Origin of the sequence: Vibrio sp. D417a, assembly GCF_030248595.1 — a bacterium.
Taxonomy (GTDB): Bacteria; Pseudomonadota; Gammaproteobacteria; order Enterobacterales; family Vibrionaceae; genus Vibrio; species Vibrio alginolyticus.
This window is the reverse complement of sequence record NZ_JAHGAM010000043.1, coordinates 12,190-30,637: the sequence shown is the minus strand read 5'-3', so window position 1 is coordinate 30,637 and position 18,448 is coordinate 12,190. Positions and strand designations below refer to the sequence as shown.

Sequence of the window (18,448 nt, the reverse complement as noted above, 5' to 3'; positions counted from 1 at the left end):
AACGTGAATAAATAAAGGCAGTAATTATGAAAAACATTTTTGCACTGAGTGCTCTTTCTCTTGCTTTCGCTTCTAGCGCTTTTGCTGGTTCTTCTTACGTAACAGGTAATGTTCAATTCCACGATGATGGTCGAATTCATGGTTCGGACGTTACGTCTACACTGGAAGCTGGTCATACTTTTGATAACCAATTCGGCGGCTTTACGGTTTACACCGAATTTGATGGTATTCAGTTGGGTAAACTGGAAACAGAAAACGGTGGCGCAGGTAACACAACACCAGCAATCACTGTGGGTGGTGAGCAGTCATTTAATATTACCGATCATTTATGGGTTGCCGCTGGTTACCAACACCTGTTCTCTGCTGGCGAGAATGTACAGTACCGTCCATTGGTTAAGATTGGTTACAACTTCGATAACGGCATCTCCTTAAGTAACCGTACTCGTGCGCACATTGATGCGACAGACGCAGATGCGGATACAGATTACCGCATGGACAACCGCATCGGTTACGTGATGAATGAGGATGTGACGCTAAGCTACAACAACGTCTACATGATTGAAGCGGAAACCATGGACCACGAGCTTCGTGCAACGTGGACTCGTAAAGGTGTTCAACCTTACTTTGAGTTCCGTAGTCAAGCACACGGTGCAGAAAACGCGAGTGGTGACAGCCTAGTGAATAACGCTTTTGTATTTGGTGCCTCTTACGGCTTCTAATTTTATATTTGTCTTAACTGTCCATTAAGAAAAAGCCCAGCGGTTTGTCTCGCTGGGCTTTGTTTTTATTTGCCGTTGCCTTCGTGGTGGCTATATTCGAACACTTGTCCTTTTTCGTTAAAGGCGTAAACGGTGTAGCTGTCTTTTTTGTCGCCATATTCCATACCAGGGGAGCCCATTGGCATGCCCGGTACTGATAGGCCTTTTGCGTTACGTGGTGGATTTTTCAAAAATGCTTTAATGTCTTCGGCTGGAATGTGACCTTCAAACAGATAGCCGTTGATCTCTGCCGTGTGGCAAGAGTAAAGCTGTTCATTCTTGATGCCTAGATCGCGTTTGATGGCGTTCATGTCATCGTGCAATTTTTCTTCGACCGTAAAGCCGTTCTCTTCCATGTGTTTTGTCCATTCTCCACAACAGCCACAGTATGGCGATTTATGGTTAATGACATCGGCTGCCAATACGTTGGCGGACACGGTCGCAAGCATTGCAAAGGTCAATAGTTTCAACTTCATAATACCCTCAAAAAGAAGTGGTTATTTTACTGAAAACAGTCGTAGTCGATTTGCATTACTAACGACAGTAATTGAAGACAGTGCCATTGCCGCTCCTGCGACAACAGGACTGAGCAAAAATCCAAACGCTGGGTAAAGCACACCAGCGGCAACTGGAATACCCAACGAGTTGTAAACAAAGGCACCAAATAGGTTTTGCTTCATGTTCTTAAGTGTAGCGCGAGAGAGTTCAATCGCATGTACTACCGCCATTGGTGACGTGTTCAGGATGGTCATTTGCGAACTTTCAATGGCGACATCACTGCCGCTACCCATAGCAATACCGAGGTTGGATAACGCGAGAGCAGGGGCGTCGTTAATGCCATCCCCCACCATTGCCACGACATGTCCTTGAGATTGAAGTTGCTCAATGTGCTGAGCTTTCTCATCTGGCATTACTTGGGCAATCACTTCATCAATACCAAGTTCTTGGCCGATAGCATTGGCAACGTGTTGGTTATCGCCCGTCAGCATTACCGTTTTGATGCCTTGCGATTTTAATGCAGAGAGCGCTTGTTTCGCATCTGATTTGATCGGGTCGGCAATGGCGATCAGACCGATCAGTTCGCCGTTCAATGCCACAGCTACCGGAGTCCACGCATATTTTGCGCATTCATCGATGGCAGATTTTAGTGCGCTAGTCTCGACGTTCTCTGCTTGCATAAATTGAAGCGAACCAATGAGCAGCGGTTTATCTTGATACGTCGCCAAAATGCCGCGTCCGCGAACGTTCTCAAACTTGTCTAATGAGACGTCTTTTGCGTCGTGTCGTTTGGCGTAATCACATACCGCTTTTGCCAGTGGGTGCTCAGACTGACGCTCTGCCGCATACGCTAAAGCCAATAGATCTTCTTGGCTGGTGGCGTGAGTAAACACTTGCTGAACGCTAGGTTTACCTTGGGTAAGCGTGCCAGTTTTGTCGAACACAACCGTGTCGACTTTGCTTGCCAATTGCAGGGCGTCGGCGTCTTTGATCAGAATGCCGAGCTCTGCGGCTTTACCCACTCCCACCGTGACAGAAAGTGGGGTTGCTAAGCCTAGAGCGCAAGGACATGCGATGATCAGGACGGTTGTGGTGACCACCAGCATATAACTCGCTTTTGGCTCTGGGCCAACGGCAAACCAAACGAGCGCGGCCAGTATTGCTATGCCAACAACGACAGGGACAAACACCGATGAAATCTGGTCTGCCAGTTTCGCGATGGCTGGCTTACTGCTTTGCGCTGTGCGCACCATGCGGATGATACGAGCCAGCATGGTATTTGCGCCAATGCCCGTTGCCTCAATGACTAATCCACCATCGGTATTTAATGTCCCGGCAGACACTTGAGCCTCTTGCGCTTTTAATACTGGTACTGGTTCACCAGTGAGCATCGACTCATCAATGTATGATTCACCTTGAATCACAACACCATCAACAGGCACTTTCTCGCCTGGTTTGATACGCAGTTTCATGCCTAGCGTGATTTGCTCAACCGCGATTTGTTGATCGCCTTGTTTCGTGATTACCGTAGCTTGCTGAGGTTGCAGGTTAATCAGAGCTTGCAATGAGCGTGTTGTGTTTGCTTTGGCTTTTGCTTCTATATAGTGCCCAAGAGAAATTAAGCCGATGATCATTGCACTCGCTTCAAAGTACACGTGGCGTGAAGCAAGAGGGAACCAGTCTGGGAAAATCACCACAAGCATCGAATAGAACCACGCTGCGCCAGTACCGAGCGCGACTAACGTGTCCATGGTGGCGCGCTTGTGAGTAGCTGCTAACCAAGCGTTACTGAAGAAGTGTTTCCCTGCTGTGGCAAGAAGGAGTAAACATACGATACCGATCGCGCCCCAAGCTAATTGGTCGTTGGTGTTGCGAATCATCATATTGCCGCCAGCAACGCCCCAAATCATTAAAGGGGCACCGACGACAAGGCCAGCAATAGCATCCAGTTTAAAGCGTTTTTGTTGCTGACGTTGTTGCTGTGCTTGCTTTTCTTGCTGGGTTGCGGCGTCTTGTAGGATCTCTGCTTGGTAACCGGCTTGTTTTACCGATTCAACAATTGCGTTAAGGAGGTCATCAGAGCCTTGGCTTGCGAATACTAGTGCGCTTTGTTCTGCGAGGTTGACCTGTGCTTTCTCAACACCTTCTACGTTAGTAAGTGCTTTCTCTACTGAAGAGACGCAACTCGCACACGTCATGCCTTGAATCAGCATTTGCAATTGAATACTCGCTGGTGGCACCTGCGTATCTTTAATATTGCTTTGCTTTTCTACCTGTTCGGTCTCTGGTGAGCTTTCGTTCTCTACTTCAACAGAATCAAGGTTGGCGGTATAGCCGAGTGTTGCTATTAAGTCGATCACTTGTTGCTCGGAGAGGAGGGTACGAATCTCTAAGTGCGTTGTTGAAGCCTCAAAAGAAATAACGTTTTGATTAGATTCTAATAAAGATGAAAGTTTTCTGACGCAACCGCCACAGCTTAAGCCTGAAAGGTTTAGTTCGTAGTGATTTCCTGCTTGGTAACCAAGAGATTCAATCGACGAGACGAGCTCTTTAAGAGAAGACTCGGTTTTGACCTCTACTTGCGTCGGGGACAAATTGAGGATCTCCACATCGTGATTCGCATGTAAAGCATTCTCAACTTTTCTCGCACAGCCCATGCAGTTGAGCCCTGATAAAGGTATAACTAACTGATACATAATCTGCACCTCAATAGTAGTGATGCTATGAGCTTAAACCTTCCTGCAAGGGTAAGGTCAATACCCATTTGCTACTCACAACAATTTCGTCAAAATCTCTCGAATCCCACAAGTGCACGGTCATTTTACTTGCGAGTGATCTCAAGGTTTTTTCTCTTTGAATATAAAGTTCCGTTAAAACACCTAAAAGATGAATGAAGTCGCTCACGTTTTTTAGATACTCTCAATGTCAGTTCAGTGTCAAAACGTACTTTTAACGTTTTTTATTTTTTATATTTGATGTTAAGCGATTGTTTTTTATTGATTTATTTTATTTTTGATCTTCTCATTTTGAAGTCGCTCAGATTGCTGTAGGGAAAGTTTTTTAGTGCGAAAAAAGTTTGTCATATTTGCCCCGTCCAAACACTGTTTCAAGTTCCTGCCATGTCCTAGTTAGTGAATTTGAAAATGGAAAAAACTAAAAATATAGGGGTTTATAATGTCTTACCTAAAGAAAAGCCTACTTGCCACGGCAATTACCGGCATGATGTTCAGTGGTGCTGCATTTGCTGATGGTGCAAACAGTGACGCAGCAAAAGAGTTTCTAACCAAAGATTCATTTTCTTATGAAGTTTACGGAATCATCGCGATGCAGGCCGCGTACCGCGATTACGATTCTGGTAGCAAAGCAACGGACGATGATTTGGGTGGCATGCAGCTAAACAACGAATCTCGTATTGGTTTCCGTGGTAAAAAACAATTTGCTAACTTCGACCCTACTTTTATTTGGCAAATCGAAGGCGGTTATGTAGACCCTAGCTTTGGTGGCGAGGGCGCAGGTCTTGGTGAACGTGACACATTCGTCGGTTTTGAAAGTGCATCTTGGGGTCAAATTCGTCTGGGTCGCGTTTTGACACCTATGTACGAATTGGTTGACTGGCCAGCATCTAACCCTGGTCTCGGCGATGTATACGACTGGGGTGGTGCTATTGGTGGCGCCAAGTACCAAGACCGTCAATCAAACACTATCCGCTGGGACTCTCCAATGTTTGCTGACAAATTCTCCCTAGATATCGCAGCTGGTGCAGGTGATAAAGCAGGTCTAGGTGAAGGGGATGACTACTGGGGTGGTATCGCAGCACACTACAAAATTGGTCCTATCCAGTTAGATGCGGCATATGAAGGTAACCGTAATATCAAGATGGAAAGCCAAACGTGGGAAAACAACACGTACTTGGTAGGGGCACAAGGCTGGTTTGATAACGGGATCTCTTTCTTTGCGCAATACAAATACATGGAAGCGGACGCAAGCAATGGTGTGAGTGAAAAGCAAGATGCAATGTCTGCCGCTATCATGTACACCACGGGTGATTGGCAATACAAACTGGCTTACGCCGCTAACTTTGATCTAGAGCGTGATGGTAAGAAAATTAACGATACAGCGGACGATGTGTTATCAGCACAAGTTATGTATTTCGTAGACCCATCGGCAGTGCTGTACGTACGTGCTCGTACTCTAGACTTTGGCGACGGTGCGTCTCAATTAGATAAACCAACAGAAGCACGTTGGAAGTCTGCTGACTACGACGAGTTCTCTGTAGGTGTTGAATACTACTTCTAGCTAAAGAAGCAGCTAAAAGGGCGGAAACGCCCTTTTTATCTTGATACTTATTCAAATAAGCCTTTGAAATGACTGGCCTGTAAGTTTTAGAGGCTTATCTAAATTGGTATAAAGTGAGAAACCATGATGAAAAAAACAACGACACTTCTCGGACTTTGCGCAATGCTTTCGGCGCCAGCTTTTGCTGCTCAACTCACTCTGCAATCTGAATTAGTTCCTCGCGTTCTCAACGGCGAGTTCGTCTACCCTGAGTGGATATCCAAGAACAACAGCATCGAGTTAAAGGATGGGGAAAACCAATTAGCGGTAACGGTTGGACAAATCGTATTTGAAGATGGAAAGCGCCGTAAATTCGATTCGCAGCCACTTGTATTAGAGTTTGATGCAGAAAAAGACACCGAGCTTTCTATGACTTATCAAACATTCCGTACTATTGAAGAGGCGAGAGCCTTCGAACTCGATCCTAAAGTGGTATTGAAAGACAAAAACGGAAAAGAAGTGGCATTCTCTATGGTTCAACTTCGTAAAGGTGGTTTGCAAGGTTTTCGTGATTACGAACGAGAAGTTGCCGACTATAACAACGCAATGAATAAAGAATCGACCAAGGCAAGCATTGCGTCTTCTCCAGCGGAAACCAAAACAATCAAAGCATCGTTTAATGAATTGAGCCGTGAAGAGCAGCAAGAATTTATGCAATGGGCAATGCGTAACCTGAAGTAATTTCGTCTCGTGCTTTAACAGTAAATAGTAGGGCTGTGCCTTTTTGGTTCTGCCCTGTTTTTATTTCTGTTGTCAAACCGATTGTAGAATTGACTTACGGTGGTAAAATGTCGCCACTTTTATCCTTGACATTACAACGAGAGATCTCTCGTTGCTCATTACCCCTAAGGAACTCAAATGACGGTTAAAACTCGTTTTGCTCCTAGCCCAACTGGCTATCTACACGTTGGTGGTGCGCGTACTGCACTTTACTCTTGGCTATACGCTAAAAACCAAGGTGGTGAATTCGTTCTACGTATCGAAGATACAGACCTTGAGCGTAACTCTCAGGAAGCGGTTGATGCAATTCTTGAAGGCATGGAATGGCTAGGCTTGGAGTGGGATGAAGGTCCTTACTACCAAACTCAACGTTTTGACCGTTACAACGAAATGGTTGATAAGCTTCTTGCTGAAGACAAAGCTTACAAATGTTACGCGTCTAAAGAGCTGCTAGATGAAATTCGTGCAGAGCAAGAAGCAAATAAAGAAATGCCTCGCTACGATGCTAACCATCCAAAAATCAAAGCAGCAAACGAAGCGGCAAAAGATGGCGATCCATGTGTTATCCGTTTCCGTAACCCGAAAGAAGGCAGCGTAGTATTTGATGATCAAATCCGTGGTCGCATTGAAATCCGCAACGATCAAATGGATGACCTAATCATTCGTCGTACTGACGGTTCACCTACTTACAACTTCTGTGTAGTAGTGGATGACTGGGACATGGGTATCACTCACGTTGTTCGTGGCGAAGACCACATCAACAACACGCCTCGTCAAATCAACATCTACGAAGCACTAGGTGCGCCAGTACCAACATTTGCACACTGTGCAATGATCCTGGGTGATGACGGCGCGAAACTGTCTAAACGTCACGGCGCTGTATCAGTCATGCAATACCGCGATATGGGCTACCTGCCTGCGGCACTAAACAACTACCTAGTGCGCCTTGGTTGGTCTCATGGGGACCAAGAAATCTTCTCTCAAGAAGAGATGATCAATCTATTTAGCCTAAACGCAGTATCTAAGTCAGCGTCTGCTTTTAACACTGACAAACTGCAATGGTTGAACAACCACTACATCAAGAACTCAGATCCTGCGTACGTTGCTGAGCATCTACAATGGCATCTAGACCAACAAAAACTAGACGTAACGAATGGTCCTGCTATTACTGACGTGATCAAGCTGGTGGGTGAGCGTTGCAACACACTAGTTGAGCTAGCTGAGCAAATCCGTTACTTCTATGAAGATTTCTCTGAGTTTGAAGCGGGCGCAGCGAAGAAACACCTGCGTGGCGTGGCTAAAGAGCCTCTAGAACTTGCATTAGCGAAAGTGGAAGCACTAACTGAATGGACGACAGCGAACATCAAAGATGGCGTTATCGCAGCAGTATGTGAAGAGTTGGAAATCGGCATGGGCAAAATCGGTATGCCATTACGTGTTGCTGTAACAGGCGGCGGTCAGTCTCCTTCTGTCGATGCAGTAATGGAGCTGGTTGGAAAAGAGCGTTGTATTGCTCGCATTAAGATGGCGCTTGAGTTCATTGCTGAGCGTGAAGCAAACGCATAATTGCTTTGAACTGAACGTTCTTTTTGAATAAATAGTCACAAAGCCGCGGTGAGCAACCGCGGCTTTTTTGTATCTTCAATTTAGATAACGAGAAACTTTCTCTCATATTGGTGAATGAAGAGATGGTTTCACCTGTAATTTACCTCAATATGGATAAGATTTTTTAATCCAAACATCGTTGGCGTGAATAAAAAACGAGCGATTATATATCAAATATCTGATTGATTTTTATCCATGTTCCTTAAAGTTCCATTTTGTTTGTCTCATTTTTAAGAAAAACCTTTGCTTTAGCTATGTTGTTCCAAAAATTAAAGCAAACGTTTGCGTGGTGATTGCGTGGGGATTTTTTTGCTTAAGATCACATGTTGTCGAGATTTTTGATGACAATAAATTGACAGAATTGGGATTTTTCTCGCGATTTCTTAGCGTTATAGTTCATCCCGTCAGCGATACCGAGATGGCGATATGTATCACTGAACAGGAAATGTACGTAAGTTGCTTCCATAAAAAAAATGCATGTGCATAAAAAGAAGCTGACTAAGTATCTCACTCAAGGAATGAATAAAAAGAATTGAAATACAACGTCAGTCAGACGGCGCATTTCGGCATCTAACAAAAGAACTTCTTTAGAGGAATCAATAATGAAAAAATTAGCAGCGGTAATTTCAGCGTCTCTACTTATGGCTTCAGCAGCACAAGCAGAAGTATACGTTGGTGGTAAGATGGGTAAGTCATGGATGGAAGACGCGTGTGTAGCGGGCCAGGCTTGTGACAAAGACGATTCTACTCTTGGCGCTTTTGTTGGTTACGAAATGAATAAATACTTCGCAGTAGAAGCGGGTTTCGACAACATCGGTGATTTTAACCAAACTTCTTTCGGTGGCCACGTAGAAGCAATCACTCTTGCTCCTAAATTTAGCCTACCAATCACTGAAGACATCGCACTTTACGGTAAAGTGGGTGGCGCTTACGTAATGTTTGATGGCAAAGATGATTACTCTTACCTAGGCGCAGCTGGTCTTGAATTCAACCTAAGCCAAAACGTAACAGCTCGTGCGGAATACCAAACACTGACTGACATCAGCAACGATGTAACTCGTGCGACAGGTAACACTGCAACACTAGGTGTTTCTTTCAAATTCGGCGGCAACGATGAGCCAGTAATCGTAGAAGAGCCAGTTGTTGTTGAAGAAGTGGTTGTAGAAGAAGTGGTAGAAGAGCCAGTTGTAGTTACGAAAACATTCGAAACTCAAACAATTGGTACAGGTAGCTTCGATCTAAACAGCACAACTCTAAAACCAGAGAGCGCTGCAAAACTTGATAACCTAGTTGCTTTCCTAAACGAGCACCCACAAGCGAACGTTGAAGTTGTAGGTTACACAGATACGTCTGGTCCAGCAGCTTACAACCTAAAAGTTTCTGAAAAACGTGCTGAGTCTGTTGCTAACGCACTGGTTGAAAAAGGTATTGATTCATCACGTATCCAAGCTCGTGGCGAAGGTGAAAACAACCCAATCGCTTCAAACGACACTCGTGAAGGTCGTCAACAAAACCGTCGCGTAGAAGTCGTTGTTCCAGAATTTGAATACCAAGTTCAGCAATAAGCTCCTATTCGACCGTAGTATAGAAGACTGAAGCTGAAAGCCCCAAAGAGTTCGCTCTTTGGGGCTTTTTATTTCTCTTTAAAAACTGACTGAAATGTTCAAAGTGGCCAGGTATTACTTAAGATCAATGCTGTTTAAACGCCCCATAAATGTCAGGATCTCCAAGTTATCTTTATGTGCTTCTAACAACGCTTTTTTGGTTTGCATGTAGGCGGCAAGTTTGCCGTACTTACTAATAGAGCGAACCACCGTTTTATATTTATACTCACCGTCATCATTGAACTCTCGCCACTTGGCGATGTAACACGTATCTCGGTTGTCAGGGTTTTCAAGAGTAGGGTTAGGCTTGTGAACGATTTTAGGCTCAACGCTATGTGGAAGCCTAGTCATTAGGTAAGGGTCTTTCAAAAGACGTCGCCAGAATTTGCCCCACATTTGCCGGCCTAACTCGTTTCTCAGCTTAATGGCTTTTTGTAAGCCTTTCTTTTCTCCAATACGAACAAATCCTACCGAGCGGTGTAGTACCGTATCCTCGGGGGTATGGATATGTATCTTAAAGGCTGTCTTGCCTTTAGAAATAAAGCGGTGTCCAGTGTTAGTTATTAAATTGCTTTTAGACATAGTGCTAACTAATAATTTTATTAATAGCTAAAAGGGTAAGCAAAACTCATAGATAATTAAAGTAATAAAATACAAAACTGTAAATAGGGCTTGTTGAAATGATTTCAAGGGGAAGAAGTCAGATCAGTAGAAGGGTTTATCCCGTAACCGAAACACCCGATCCGATCATATTGATTACTGGGAAGATTATCTAACACGGTGTACTAGGGGGAGCAGTGCGAGGCTTGAAATTGAAGATACAAAAAAGCCTTAGCTCAAGTGGGAGCTAAGGCTATGATATGGCGCCCCCAGTAGGATTCGAACCTACGACCTGTCCCTTAGGAGGGGACTGCGCTATCCAGCTGTGCCATGGGGGCGTAATACCAATAGTTGCAGTTCATTGCACTGTTTTACTGAGTTCAAATCTAGCAATCTACCAGATCTGTATCAGCATCACGTTGAACGATTCGCTACGGTCATTGGTATAATCAAATAAGATGCGCTGCCTATGATATTCAAAAGTGAGCATATCTCAAGACTTAATGTTTGCTTTTATAGGATCTTGTTCATTACGTCGCCAATTTGAACGCTAGATGCTAAATTTGGCTGATCAATCGTCAGTTCCGCTTCGTGTTCGTATATGCGTGATACCGTTAATGTAATTTCGCTTTGCGAGACTTTGTTTCTTGGCAATCCATTTTGGTCGATAAACGACGCGGTGTGCCAAAGCTGCAATTTGTCTCCCTCTTTTACGCCGTGCATACGGCCGAGATCCATCGTTACGGTATTACCGAAGACTGCCACAACCTCTGGCAATGTAATTTTGCAAGACAGCTCCGACTCCAGATCCAACATAATATTGCGACTAACGCGAAGCATCATCTCGCCATAGGTCGATGCCCAAAAACGTGCACTACGAGTGTCCACTTGACTCGTCTTAGCAAATGGCCAACGCGCGACCTCACGGTAGGCTTTGTTGAAGATTTCATGGCCAGTTTTACCATCAAATACTTTCATTTCTAACGCAAACTGACGATTGATGATGTCATCTTGCAATAGTTGAGATTCGACCGTTGCAGTGAGATCGGTTATGACCCCTCCAATGATGTATTGTGCGCCATTGTCTTGTGCGATCATTTGAGTGCGAGCAGGATAGTTGCTGCTTATTGAGTAGTCCGTTGTACCAACAGACACAAAGCTGCGTGAGGTTTGATCAAGTTGACGGTTCACTACGTGGCTAAAATCGTCACCAACTTGATAAATTTGTCCCATCACTGCTTGTTGTGGTGATGCGACCTCAATATTGCCGACCAGCATTGTCTTTTTGTATTGATCGGTGTGGCAACCCGTTGCCGATGGATAAATATCAACGCGGATTTTTACCTCGACTTTACCGCGACGTTTGCGTTCAGACTCGACCAAAATGTAACGGACTTCATGATTGGTAAACTGGTATTCGTTGCGGCTTTCTTCTAATAGCGGCATCAAGTTGCTAATACTGCCAATATCTGCGCCCGAAAAATTGACGGCTTTGAACAGCGCGTCTTCCAACGCATGGAGCCTTGCCGTCTCTTCTGAAGAAACGATGGTGGCAACGCCTGTGACTTCATACCAAGATGCCATTACCTTAAAAGGCACAAGCATCACTAAAGTGATTGAAAACAGACTGTTTAATATTTTTTTCATTGGTTACAACCGTTCGGGTATAAATATTGCTTTAACAAATTCAGTGAAGTTTGGTGGGTTTTTCTTCGTTAGGCAAACAAAGAAAAGCAAAGACTGTTCCAATATTCACTTTCTTGGAAAGGAATTAATAAAGAACGGTATCACCTAAGATTATCTGGAGAATCAAACCATGAAAAAGTGGCTTGTCGCCGCATCGATGATGACGCTTCTGACATCGTGCGCGTACTCACCGATTTACAATGGTAAAGAACCTTACTCGGGAAGCCAGTTCATGCTGATGGATAGTCCGCGTCATACGATGGACTTTTTCATTGAGAGCATGACAGAAGACCTGATGGTTTCTAATGTGGCAGTATCAGCGCGGACACCGATTGCGATTACCTCGTTTGTTGATCTACAAAATATGGATGCAACAAACTGGTTAGGTAACTCGGTCTCTGAAGGTTTTATCCATCAGTTTCAGCGCCGAGGGTTTAAAGTGGTTGATTTCAAAACTACGGGCTCTATTCAAGTGACGCAGCAGGGCGATTTTGCTTTAAGTCGTGATTGGCAAGATTTAGCTCAAGAGCAGCAAATTCAGTATGTACTGACCGGAACAATGCTGCGCCAAGAGGGCGGAGTGCTTGTCAATGCACGCGTGGTTGGCATGCAAAGCCGTGTAGTTGTAGCGACAGCGCAAGGTTTCCTTCCGGCTGACCGTATTGGGCGTGACTTAGATACGTTAAATAGCATCCGCACACAAGATGGTGTGTTGATTCGTTCTGACCCTACCATTCGTCAGCCGTACACTGTGATTCTCCGTCCATAGGATAGAAGCATGAAGAAGTTATTATTTATTGTTGCCACACTGATATTGGTTGGGTGTCAGCCATTACAACAGATGCGTCAAGATGAAATCTTAGTGGCGGTGGGTTACGCCAGCGTCAGTGAGCAAACAGGCCGCACAGTAGAAGAAAAGCGTGTACGAGCAATGCGCGCATCAAAAATTGATGCTTATCGTGAGCTAGCAGAGCAAGTTTATGGCATGCGTGTTAGTGGACGTGCAGAGCTGCAAGACCAGCGTTTGGGTATTGAAAGCACCACTGGTGCCGTCGATGGTGTAATTCGTGGTGCAGAAGTTGTGCGTAGTTATCTTGTTGAAGACAGTTATGTGACTGAGCTGCGTCTGGATATCCGTAAGATGGATAAGCTACGTGATTATGGAGAAGTTCAGCAGGTACCTGAGAAGCGTCAGCAAACCTTGTTTTAAACCATTTCACTAGACAGATAATCTTTTTGAGCGGCTGATTGGTAACAATGAGTCGCTTTTTTTATATCTACGTGAGCGCGGGAATTGAGGGTAGGAGTGACGTTTAAGCTTTTATATTGGTGCCAAGCGTCGAGATGGTGTGGGTTTTTCCGCCCGCATTGTAGGTCATGCCAACTTTGCCATGAGTTCGCTGAAGCATGTTGTTGAGTTTATTGAAGCTCAGCTGTGCGCGACTAAGCGATTCGCCATTTACTTGGTTAACTTGTTGACAGTCGAGGACGATCGATTGGATTTGAGCAACAACCTGACTTAGGTGCTCATCTTCAGTAAGTTGATTGACGTGCGGGTGAGAGGCGATTCGCTGATCAGTTGTTCTGAGCTGATCAATGAGCGTCATCTTCTGTTTGGCAATGTTCTCAATCTCGGTAGAGACACGCGCCGTGATTGCTTGTGTTTCTTGGCGTAAAACAGCGGAAAGTGCCTTAGCATTTTCTAGCTGGAAATTAACGAGATCGACTAATGCTGCCATAAAATACTTACCTTCGGCCTAAGTCAGTTAGCTTTTGCCTTGCAATTCGTTTTCAAACTTAATCATGTTGTCAGCCAATTTTTCAGGATCGACTTTGTATGAACCGTTTGTGATAGCTTCTTTGATTGCTGCAACTTTGGCGCTGTCATATGCCGGAGAAGCTGCCATATCCTTCTGGAGTTTACTGACGGCTTTACTTTGCTGGCTGAGTGATACTGCGTCTTGTTGCGCTGGCGCCTTTTTTGATTCTGTCGTGCTGGTAGCATTGGAATCGTTACGTGCAGGTGCGCGACTTGTTGTCGTCATCATTTGCCCTGAACGTATATTATCTATACCTGCCATGTTTAACCTTTGCCTTGTATCGTAATACTGGTATCCAGACTATCGACCAGCGCAAAAATAACTTTAGTCATTTTTTGCATTTTTATTGATCAGTTTAAACACGCTACCAGTGGGTATTAAAAATTAACAGTGATTTCCGCAATGTCAGTCACTATGCCTTCTATTATACGTTGTGACTTATCATTTTTCACTCTTACTTGATCGCCAGCTGAACCATCCTGCAATGCTGTGCCTTGCGTTGTGATCGTCATGCCAGAATTCACCGCTTTGATAATGACCTTTTCATTTCGGCATACCACACAAACATCATTTCTCTCTACGACATCGCCTAAGCGAACATTACGCTTTAGCTTTGCCCCAACCACTTGATCGTAGCTAGAAAACCCATCTTTACGAAAGCGCTGTAGCTCGATCATGGAAGTGGTAACATCCGATGCGCTGACGATTTCTCCTCTCCCTAGTGTTCGTGTCGCGACGATCATTGGTACTGATACCGAGATCCTCACAGGGACATAGACTTTCCAGTCATCCGGTTGGCATTCCACTAACACATTGATGTTACTTCTCGTGCTGCTGGTGGAAGAGGCAGATGTATCTAACGGAATAGGGCAATCCGTTGCTTTTATTCTCGAGTCGATCTCTGCCGCATTAACAGATAGCTCGCCACCATCAGGCTGATCAACCGTAGCAAGAATATGTTGTTCTGCTGCTGTTTTTATTTGCTCGATCTGATTATCTGAAGCTGAATGAACAAAAAAGCTAAACATACTGAGCAAAATGCCGATAGACTTAGCGTACTTTGTAATTAGCGCTCTACATATTGTCATAGTCAATGGTGTCGAAGTGAAAGTGAAATACGCCATACTGTCTCCCTGGTATCGTGCTTGCCAGTGGTAGAGTATCATTTAAAAACAAAAAGTTTGAGATGGAGATGAGCATATGACGGGGATTCTTGACTCGGTGAATCAGCGTACGCAACTCGTCGGTCAGAACCGATTGGAATTATTGACCTTTCGACTGATGGGCCGACAGCGCTACGGCATTAACGTATTCAAAGTGAAAGAAGTACTACAGTGCCCTAAGCTGACTTCAATGCCAAATCTACACCCTCTGGTTAAAGGTATCGCTCATATCCGCGGCCATACCGTGTCCGTTATTGATTTGAGCCTGGCAATTGGTGGCCGCCCAACCACTGATTTAGATAAATGTTTTGTTGTTATTGCAGAATTTAACCGTACGATCCAAGCATTTTTGGTATCATCGGTTGAGCGTATTATCAATATGCATTGGGAAGCGATTTTGCCACCGCCAGACGGCGCAGGTAAAGCGCACTATTTGACTGCCGTGACAAACATTGACAATGAGCTGGTTGAAATCCTTGACGTTGAAAAAATCCTGGCAGAAATTGCGCCAGTTGATGAAACGATGGATTCCGCTATTGGCGAAGAAATCGCACAAGCAGAGCAAGAAAAGCCTATTGTACGCCGCATACTGATTGCTGATGACTCGACGGTCGCGCGTAAACAGGTAGAGCGTGCGATTACATCCATCGGTTTTGAGGTCGTATCTGTCAAAGACGGCAAAGAAGCGTACAATAAGTTGATTGAAATGGCTCAAGAAGGCAATATCTACGATCAAATTTCGTTGGTTATTTCCGATATTGAAATGCCAGAAATGGACGGCTATACCTTAACGGCTGAAATTCGCAGACATGCCGATTTGAAAGACCTTTATGTTATCCTCCATTCTTCATTAAGTGGTGTATTCAACCAAGCTATGGTTGAGCGTGTAGGTGCCAACACCTTCATTGCGAAATTTAACCCAGATGAGTTGGGTAACGCGGTTAAATCTGCATTAACACAATAAAAGAGACATTAATGACTGCTATTACAATCAGTGATCAAGAGTATCGTGACTTTAGCCGTTTTCTAGAATCGCAATGTGGCATCGTGTTAGGTGATAGCAAGCAATACCTCGTGCGTAGCCGACTGAGTCCTTTAGTGACGAAGTTTAAGCTCGCATCGTTATCAGATTTGCTACGTGATGTTGTTACAGGGCGTAATCGAGAATTACGAGTCGCCGCTGTGGATGCGATGACGACTAACGAAACCTTGTGGTTTCGAGATACTTATCCGTTCACGGTTTTAGCTGACAAATTATTGCCAGAAGTAGCGGCAAGTAAGCGCCCAATTAAGATCTGGTCTGCTGCCAGTTCATCGGGCCAAGAACCGTATTCTATTGCAATGACGATCCTGGAAACGCAACAGCGCAAGCCGGGCTTGTTACCAAACGTGTCCATTACAGCCACAGATATTTCGGCAAGTATGCTCGAGATGTGTCGTGCAGGGGTGTACGACAACTTGGCTTTGGGTCGCGGGCTTTCACCAGAACGTCGTCGCACCTTCTTTGAAAATGCGGACGGTGGTCGCATGAAAGTCAAAGATAACGTCAAGCGTTTGGTGAACTTTCGTCCACAAAACCTGATGGACAGTTACGCACTGATGGGTAAGTTCGACATCATTTTCTGTCGTAACGTATTGATTTACTTTTCTCCAGAAATGAAATCTAAAGTGCTTAACCAAATGGCGAGCAGTTTAAACCCTGGTGGTTACTTGCTGTTAGGGGCATCAGAGTCGCTAACTGGTCTGACTGATAAATTTGAAATGGTGCGCTGTAATCCGGGCATCATTTACAAGCTTAAATAGCGGTATCTCTTCATTGATAGAAAAGCCTGACTTCGTGTCAGGCTTTTTTGTTTGTTACCTTTCTGCGCCGAGCGTTTCATGTATCACTCAATTAGTTGAAGCGCGTTTTTGCCTTGTGCCCTCAACACGGTGTATCTTTATTAAGTGAACAAAGTGATACGACATGACATTCCAGTTACTTTGGCTCACTTATTGCTATTTCAATTCACGGTAACCACTAGGTTGGTGTAATGCTTTAGGTTTTGGCATGCTAATTGCTTTTTGGTTATCAATCACGGTCAGTTCTTAATTGTAGAGGCAAACATGGCTATATCTTTTGACAATGCACTAGGCATCCACCAGCACACGGTGGGCGTACGTGAGCGCAATGCAGAGGTGATTTCCACCAATATCGCACAAGCAAACACGCCTGGTTACAAAGCAAGAGGTTTAGACTTTGCGAAGGAATTGCAAGCGGCAACATCTGGGGCAAGCATTGGTCTTAGTCGCACAGATGGTCGGCATATTCCTGCCACTACGACGTTGGTTGGGGACAAGTTATATCGTCTTCCTACGCAACCAGATACGGGAGATGGCAACACGGTAGACTTGGATTTAGAGCGTAACTTGTTTATGCAAAACCAAATCAGACACCAAGCATCACTCGACTTTCTAGGCAGCAAATTCAAGAACTTAACCAAAGCAATCAAAGGGGAATAATTTAGATGAGCTTATTTAACGTTTTCAATGTGACAGGTTCCGCAATGAGCGCTGAATCCGTTCGTCTGAATACTACCTCAAGCAACTTGGCGAACGCCGACAGTGTCAGCAGCTCTGCGAAAGACACTTACAAAGCGCGTCATGCAGTGTTTGGTGCAGAGTTAAGTAACGCCATGCGTGGCGGTGATACGGTGCCAGTGAAAGTGATGGGTATTGTAGAAAGTGATAAACCGCTGAGTGCGGAGTACAACCCAGACCATCCCCTTGCAAACGAAGAAGGCTACATTTACAAGCCTAACGTCAATGTAATGGAAGAAATGGCAAACATGATTTCAGCTTCTCGTGCATACCAAACTAATGTACAGGTCGCTGATTCTAGTAAACAAATGCTGCTGCGTACGCTGCAGATGGGTCAATAAGGATAAGGGGGTAGCGTATGGCCGGAATTAACAACGTTGGTCAAAGCGGCTTGTCCTATATCGACCAGCTTAAAAGTCTACAAGAGAGTAACAAGAAAGCGGAAGAGAGCACGGGTAAGCAGGACCTAAAACAGGAAGACTTCTTATCATTGCTCACGAAGCAACTGTCTCAGCAAGACCCTTTTAAGCCGGTAAGTAATGACCAGATGATTGCGCAAATGGCTTCATTTGCGACCGTTGATGGCATTGGCAAGATGAACACTCAGTTTGAGAGTTTGAATTCGTCAATGACATCAAATCAAGCGTTACAAGCTTCCTCTTTGGTAGGGCGTGACGTATTGGTCCCAGGAGCAGCAGGTGTGAAGCAGGACGACGCACCAATGGCGGCAATGGTTAAGCTTTCACAATCTATCGATAATCTGTTTGTTCGTGTAGAGGATGAAGCTGGCCAACTGGTTCGTACCTTTGAGGTAGGGGCGAAACCAGCCGGCGACACGCGTGTGCTTTGGGACGGTAAAGATGAAAGCGGAAATCCACTGCCAGCTGGCAAATACAAAGTGAAAGCGTCTGGCTTAGTTGAAGGGGAGTCGCAAGAGTTCCCAGTATCGACATACGCCAACGTAAACAGCGTATTGCTTGGCAAAGGTGACGGAAACGTATTACTCAATCTGGCTGGTTTTGAATCGCCAGTTCGACTTGCAGAAGTATTGGAAGTCGGCAAAGCGTAGTCATAGCTCG

At 44.8% G+C, this 18,448-nt stretch carries 19 protein-coding genes and 1 tRNA gene; 12 read left to right on the top strand and 8 right to left on the bottom strand.

Going from position 1 to position 18,448, the window contains the following annotated elements:
- The first annotated feature begins 26 nt into the window (after positions 1-26).
- On the top strand, positions 27-719 hold the full coding sequence (locus KI742_RS22530) for an oligogalacturonate-specific porin KdgM family protein (protein WP_005382004.1): 693 nt from the start codon (positions 27-29) through the stop codon (positions 717-719).
- Between the two features lie 65 nt (positions 720-784).
- On the opposite strand, the gene KI742_RS22525 is transcribed toward KI742_RS22530, so the two are convergent.
- Positions 785-1,234 (bottom strand): DUF411 domain-containing protein, encoded by a 450-nt coding sequence (locus KI742_RS22525; protein ID WP_151514570.1) that lies wholly within the window; start codon positions 1,232-1,234, stop codon positions 785-787.
- Positions 1,235-1,255: 21 nt separating this feature from the next.
- Entirely contained in the window at positions 1,256-3,952 is a 2,697-nt protein-coding gene (locus KI742_RS22520) for a heavy metal translocating P-type ATPase (RefSeq protein WP_285385871.1), read from the bottom strand.
- Between the two features lie 478 nt (positions 3,953-4,430).
- Here KI742_RS22520 and chiP point away from each other — a divergent pair, with 478 nt between their 5' ends.
- From chiP to KI742_RS22500, 4 genes are all read left to right on the top strand, one after another.
- A complete protein-coding gene (gene chiP, locus KI742_RS22515; RefSeq protein WP_005382007.1) occupies positions 4,431-5,552 on the top strand; it encodes a chitoporin in 1,122 nt (373 codons plus the stop codon).
- Positions 5,553-5,675: 123 nt separating this feature from the next.
- Positions 5,676-6,272, top strand: coding sequence for a DUF2057 domain-containing protein (locus tag KI742_RS22510; RefSeq protein ID WP_199267687.1), 597 nt, complete (start codon positions 5,676-5,678; stop codon positions 6,270-6,272).
- A 177-nt stretch (positions 6,273-6,449) separates the two neighbouring features.
- Positions 6,450-7,877 (top strand): glutamate--tRNA ligase, encoded by a 1,428-nt coding sequence (gene gltX, locus KI742_RS22505; RefSeq protein WP_005384075.1) that lies wholly within the window; start codon positions 6,450-6,452, stop codon positions 7,875-7,877.
- A gap of 641 nt (positions 7,878-8,518) precedes the next feature.
- On the top strand, positions 8,519-9,481 hold the full coding sequence (locus tag KI742_RS22500; RefSeq protein WP_005382010.1) for an OmpA family protein: 963 nt from the start codon (positions 8,519-8,521) through the stop codon (positions 9,479-9,481).
- A 114-nt stretch (positions 9,482-9,595) separates the two neighbouring features.
- Here the strand turns inward: KI742_RS22500 and KI742_RS22495 are convergent, their stop codons facing one another.
- From KI742_RS22495 to KI742_RS22485, 3 genes are all read right to left on the bottom strand, one after another.
- Positions 9,596-10,102 carry a hypothetical protein gene (locus KI742_RS22495; RefSeq protein WP_005382011.1) on the bottom strand — a complete coding sequence of 169 codons (507 nt, stop codon included), beginning with the start codon at positions 10,100-10,102 and terminating at the stop codon, positions 9,596-9,598.
- A gap of 279 nt (positions 10,103-10,381) precedes the next feature.
- Positions 10,382-10,458: transfer RNA gene (locus tag KI742_RS22490), tRNA-Arg, on the bottom strand.
- 175 nt (positions 10,459-10,633) lie between these two features.
- On the bottom strand, positions 10,634-11,767 hold the full coding sequence (locus KI742_RS22485; RefSeq protein ID WP_005382012.1) for a flagellar assembly protein FlgT: 1,134 nt from the start codon (positions 11,765-11,767) through the stop codon (positions 10,634-10,636).
- 169 nt (positions 11,768-11,936) lie between these two features.
- Between KI742_RS22485 and KI742_RS22480 the strand changes: the two genes are divergently transcribed.
- The gene (locus KI742_RS22480; protein ID WP_005382013.1) at positions 11,937-12,575 is read left to right on the top strand and encodes a FlgO family outer membrane protein; all 639 of its coding nucleotides are present in this window, start codon (positions 11,937-11,939) and stop codon (positions 12,573-12,575) included.
- 9 nt (positions 12,576-12,584) lie between these two features.
- The gene (flgP, locus tag KI742_RS22475) at positions 12,585-13,016 is read left to right on the top strand and encodes a flagellar assembly lipoprotein FlgP (RefSeq protein WP_005382014.1); all 432 of its coding nucleotides are present in this window, start codon (positions 12,585-12,587) and stop codon (positions 13,014-13,016) included.
- A gap of 103 nt (positions 13,017-13,119) precedes the next feature.
- Here the strand turns inward: flgP and KI742_RS22470 are convergent, their stop codons facing one another.
- The 3 genes from KI742_RS22470 to flgA form a co-directional block, all read right to left on the bottom strand.
- The gene (locus KI742_RS22470; protein WP_005382015.1) at positions 13,120-13,545 is read right to left on the bottom strand and encodes a flagella synthesis protein FlgN; all 426 of its coding nucleotides are present in this window, start codon (positions 13,543-13,545) and stop codon (positions 13,120-13,122) included.
- A gap of 27 nt (positions 13,546-13,572) precedes the next feature.
- The gene (gene flgM, locus KI742_RS22465; protein ID WP_005382018.1) at positions 13,573-13,887 is read right to left on the bottom strand and encodes a flagellar biosynthesis anti-sigma factor FlgM; all 315 of its coding nucleotides are present in this window, start codon (positions 13,885-13,887) and stop codon (positions 13,573-13,575) included.
- A gap of 116 nt (positions 13,888-14,003) precedes the next feature.
- On the bottom strand, positions 14,004-14,750 hold the full coding sequence (gene flgA, locus KI742_RS22460) for a flagellar basal body P-ring formation chaperone FlgA (RefSeq protein WP_262654186.1): 747 nt from the start codon (positions 14,748-14,750) through the stop codon (positions 14,004-14,006).
- A 76-nt stretch (positions 14,751-14,826) separates the two neighbouring features.
- Between flgA and KI742_RS22455 the strand changes: the two genes are divergently transcribed.
- The 5 genes from KI742_RS22455 (at position 14,827) to flgD (ending at position 18,438) form a co-directional block, all read left to right on the top strand.
- The gene (locus KI742_RS22455; RefSeq protein ID WP_005382022.1) at positions 14,827-15,753 is read left to right on the top strand and encodes a chemotaxis protein CheV; all 927 of its coding nucleotides are present in this window, start codon (positions 14,827-14,829) and stop codon (positions 15,751-15,753) included.
- Between the two features lie 11 nt (positions 15,754-15,764).
- A complete protein-coding gene (locus KI742_RS22450; RefSeq protein WP_005382024.1) occupies positions 15,765-16,592 on the top strand; it encodes a protein-glutamate O-methyltransferase CheR in 828 nt (275 codons plus the stop codon).
- Between the two features lie 303 nt (positions 16,593-16,895).
- A complete protein-coding gene (gene flgB, locus KI742_RS22445) occupies positions 16,896-17,291 on the top strand; it encodes a flagellar basal body rod protein FlgB (RefSeq protein WP_005382026.1) in 396 nt (131 codons plus the stop codon).
- A gap of 5 nt (positions 17,292-17,296) precedes the next feature.
- A complete protein-coding gene (flgC, locus tag KI742_RS22440; protein ID WP_005393132.1) occupies positions 17,297-17,710 on the top strand; it encodes a flagellar basal body rod protein FlgC in 414 nt (137 codons plus the stop codon).
- 17 nt (positions 17,711-17,727) lie between these two features.
- Positions 17,728-18,438 (top strand): flagellar hook assembly protein FlgD, encoded by a 711-nt coding sequence (gene flgD, locus KI742_RS22435; RefSeq protein ID WP_005382029.1) that lies wholly within the window; start codon positions 17,728-17,730, stop codon positions 18,436-18,438.
- Positions 18,439-18,448: the final 10 nt, after the last annotated feature.

Coding starts and splice junctions, on each gene's coding strand:
- KI742_RS22530 (WP_005382004.1), top strand. CDS start 27: ATGAAAAACATTTTTGCACTGAGTGCTCTTTCTCTTGCTTTCGCTTCT.
- KI742_RS22525 (WP_151514570.1), bottom strand. CDS start 1,234: ATGAAGTTGAAACTATTGACCTTTGCAATGCTTGCGACCGTGTCCGCC.
- KI742_RS22520 (WP_285385871.1), bottom strand. CDS start 3,952: ATGTATCAGTTAGTTATACCTTTATCAGGGCTCAACTGCATGGGCTGT.
- chiP (WP_005382007.1), top strand. CDS start 4,431: ATGTCTTACCTAAAGAAAAGCCTACTTGCCACGGCAATTACCGGCATG.
- KI742_RS22510 (WP_199267687.1), top strand. CDS start 5,676: ATGATGAAAAAAACAACGACACTTCTCGGACTTTGCGCAATGCTTTCG.
- gltX (WP_005384075.1), top strand. CDS start 6,450: ATGACGGTTAAAACTCGTTTTGCTCCTAGCCCAACTGGCTATCTACAC.
- KI742_RS22500 (WP_005382010.1), top strand. CDS start 8,519: ATGAAAAAATTAGCAGCGGTAATTTCAGCGTCTCTACTTATGGCTTCA.
- KI742_RS22495 (WP_005382011.1), bottom strand. CDS start 10,102: ATGTCTAAAAGCAATTTAATAACTAACACTGGACACCGCTTTATTTCT.
- KI742_RS22485 (WP_005382012.1), bottom strand. CDS start 11,767: ATGAAAAAAATATTAAACAGTCTGTTTTCAATCACTTTAGTGATGCTT.
- KI742_RS22480 (WP_005382013.1), top strand. CDS start 11,937: ATGAAAAAGTGGCTTGTCGCCGCATCGATGATGACGCTTCTGACATCG.
- flgP (WP_005382014.1), top strand. CDS start 12,585: ATGAAGAAGTTATTATTTATTGTTGCCACACTGATATTGGTTGGGTGT.
- KI742_RS22470 (WP_005382015.1), bottom strand. CDS start 13,545: ATGGCAGCATTAGTCGATCTCGTTAATTTCCAGCTAGAAAATGCTAAG.
- flgM (WP_005382018.1), bottom strand. CDS start 13,887: ATGGCAGGTATAGATAATATACGTTCAGGGCAAATGATGACGACAACA.
- flgA (WP_262654186.1), bottom strand. CDS start 14,750: ATGGCGTATTTCACTTTCACTTCGACACCATTGACTATGACAATATGT.
- KI742_RS22455 (WP_005382022.1), top strand. CDS start 14,827: ATGACGGGGATTCTTGACTCGGTGAATCAGCGTACGCAACTCGTCGGT.
- KI742_RS22450 (WP_005382024.1), top strand. CDS start 15,765: ATGACTGCTATTACAATCAGTGATCAAGAGTATCGTGACTTTAGCCGT.
- flgB (WP_005382026.1), top strand. CDS start 16,896: ATGGCTATATCTTTTGACAATGCACTAGGCATCCACCAGCACACGGTG.
- flgC (WP_005393132.1), top strand. CDS start 17,297: ATGAGCTTATTTAACGTTTTCAATGTGACAGGTTCCGCAATGAGCGCT.
- flgD (WP_005382029.1), top strand. CDS start 17,728: ATGGCCGGAATTAACAACGTTGGTCAAAGCGGCTTGTCCTATATCGAC.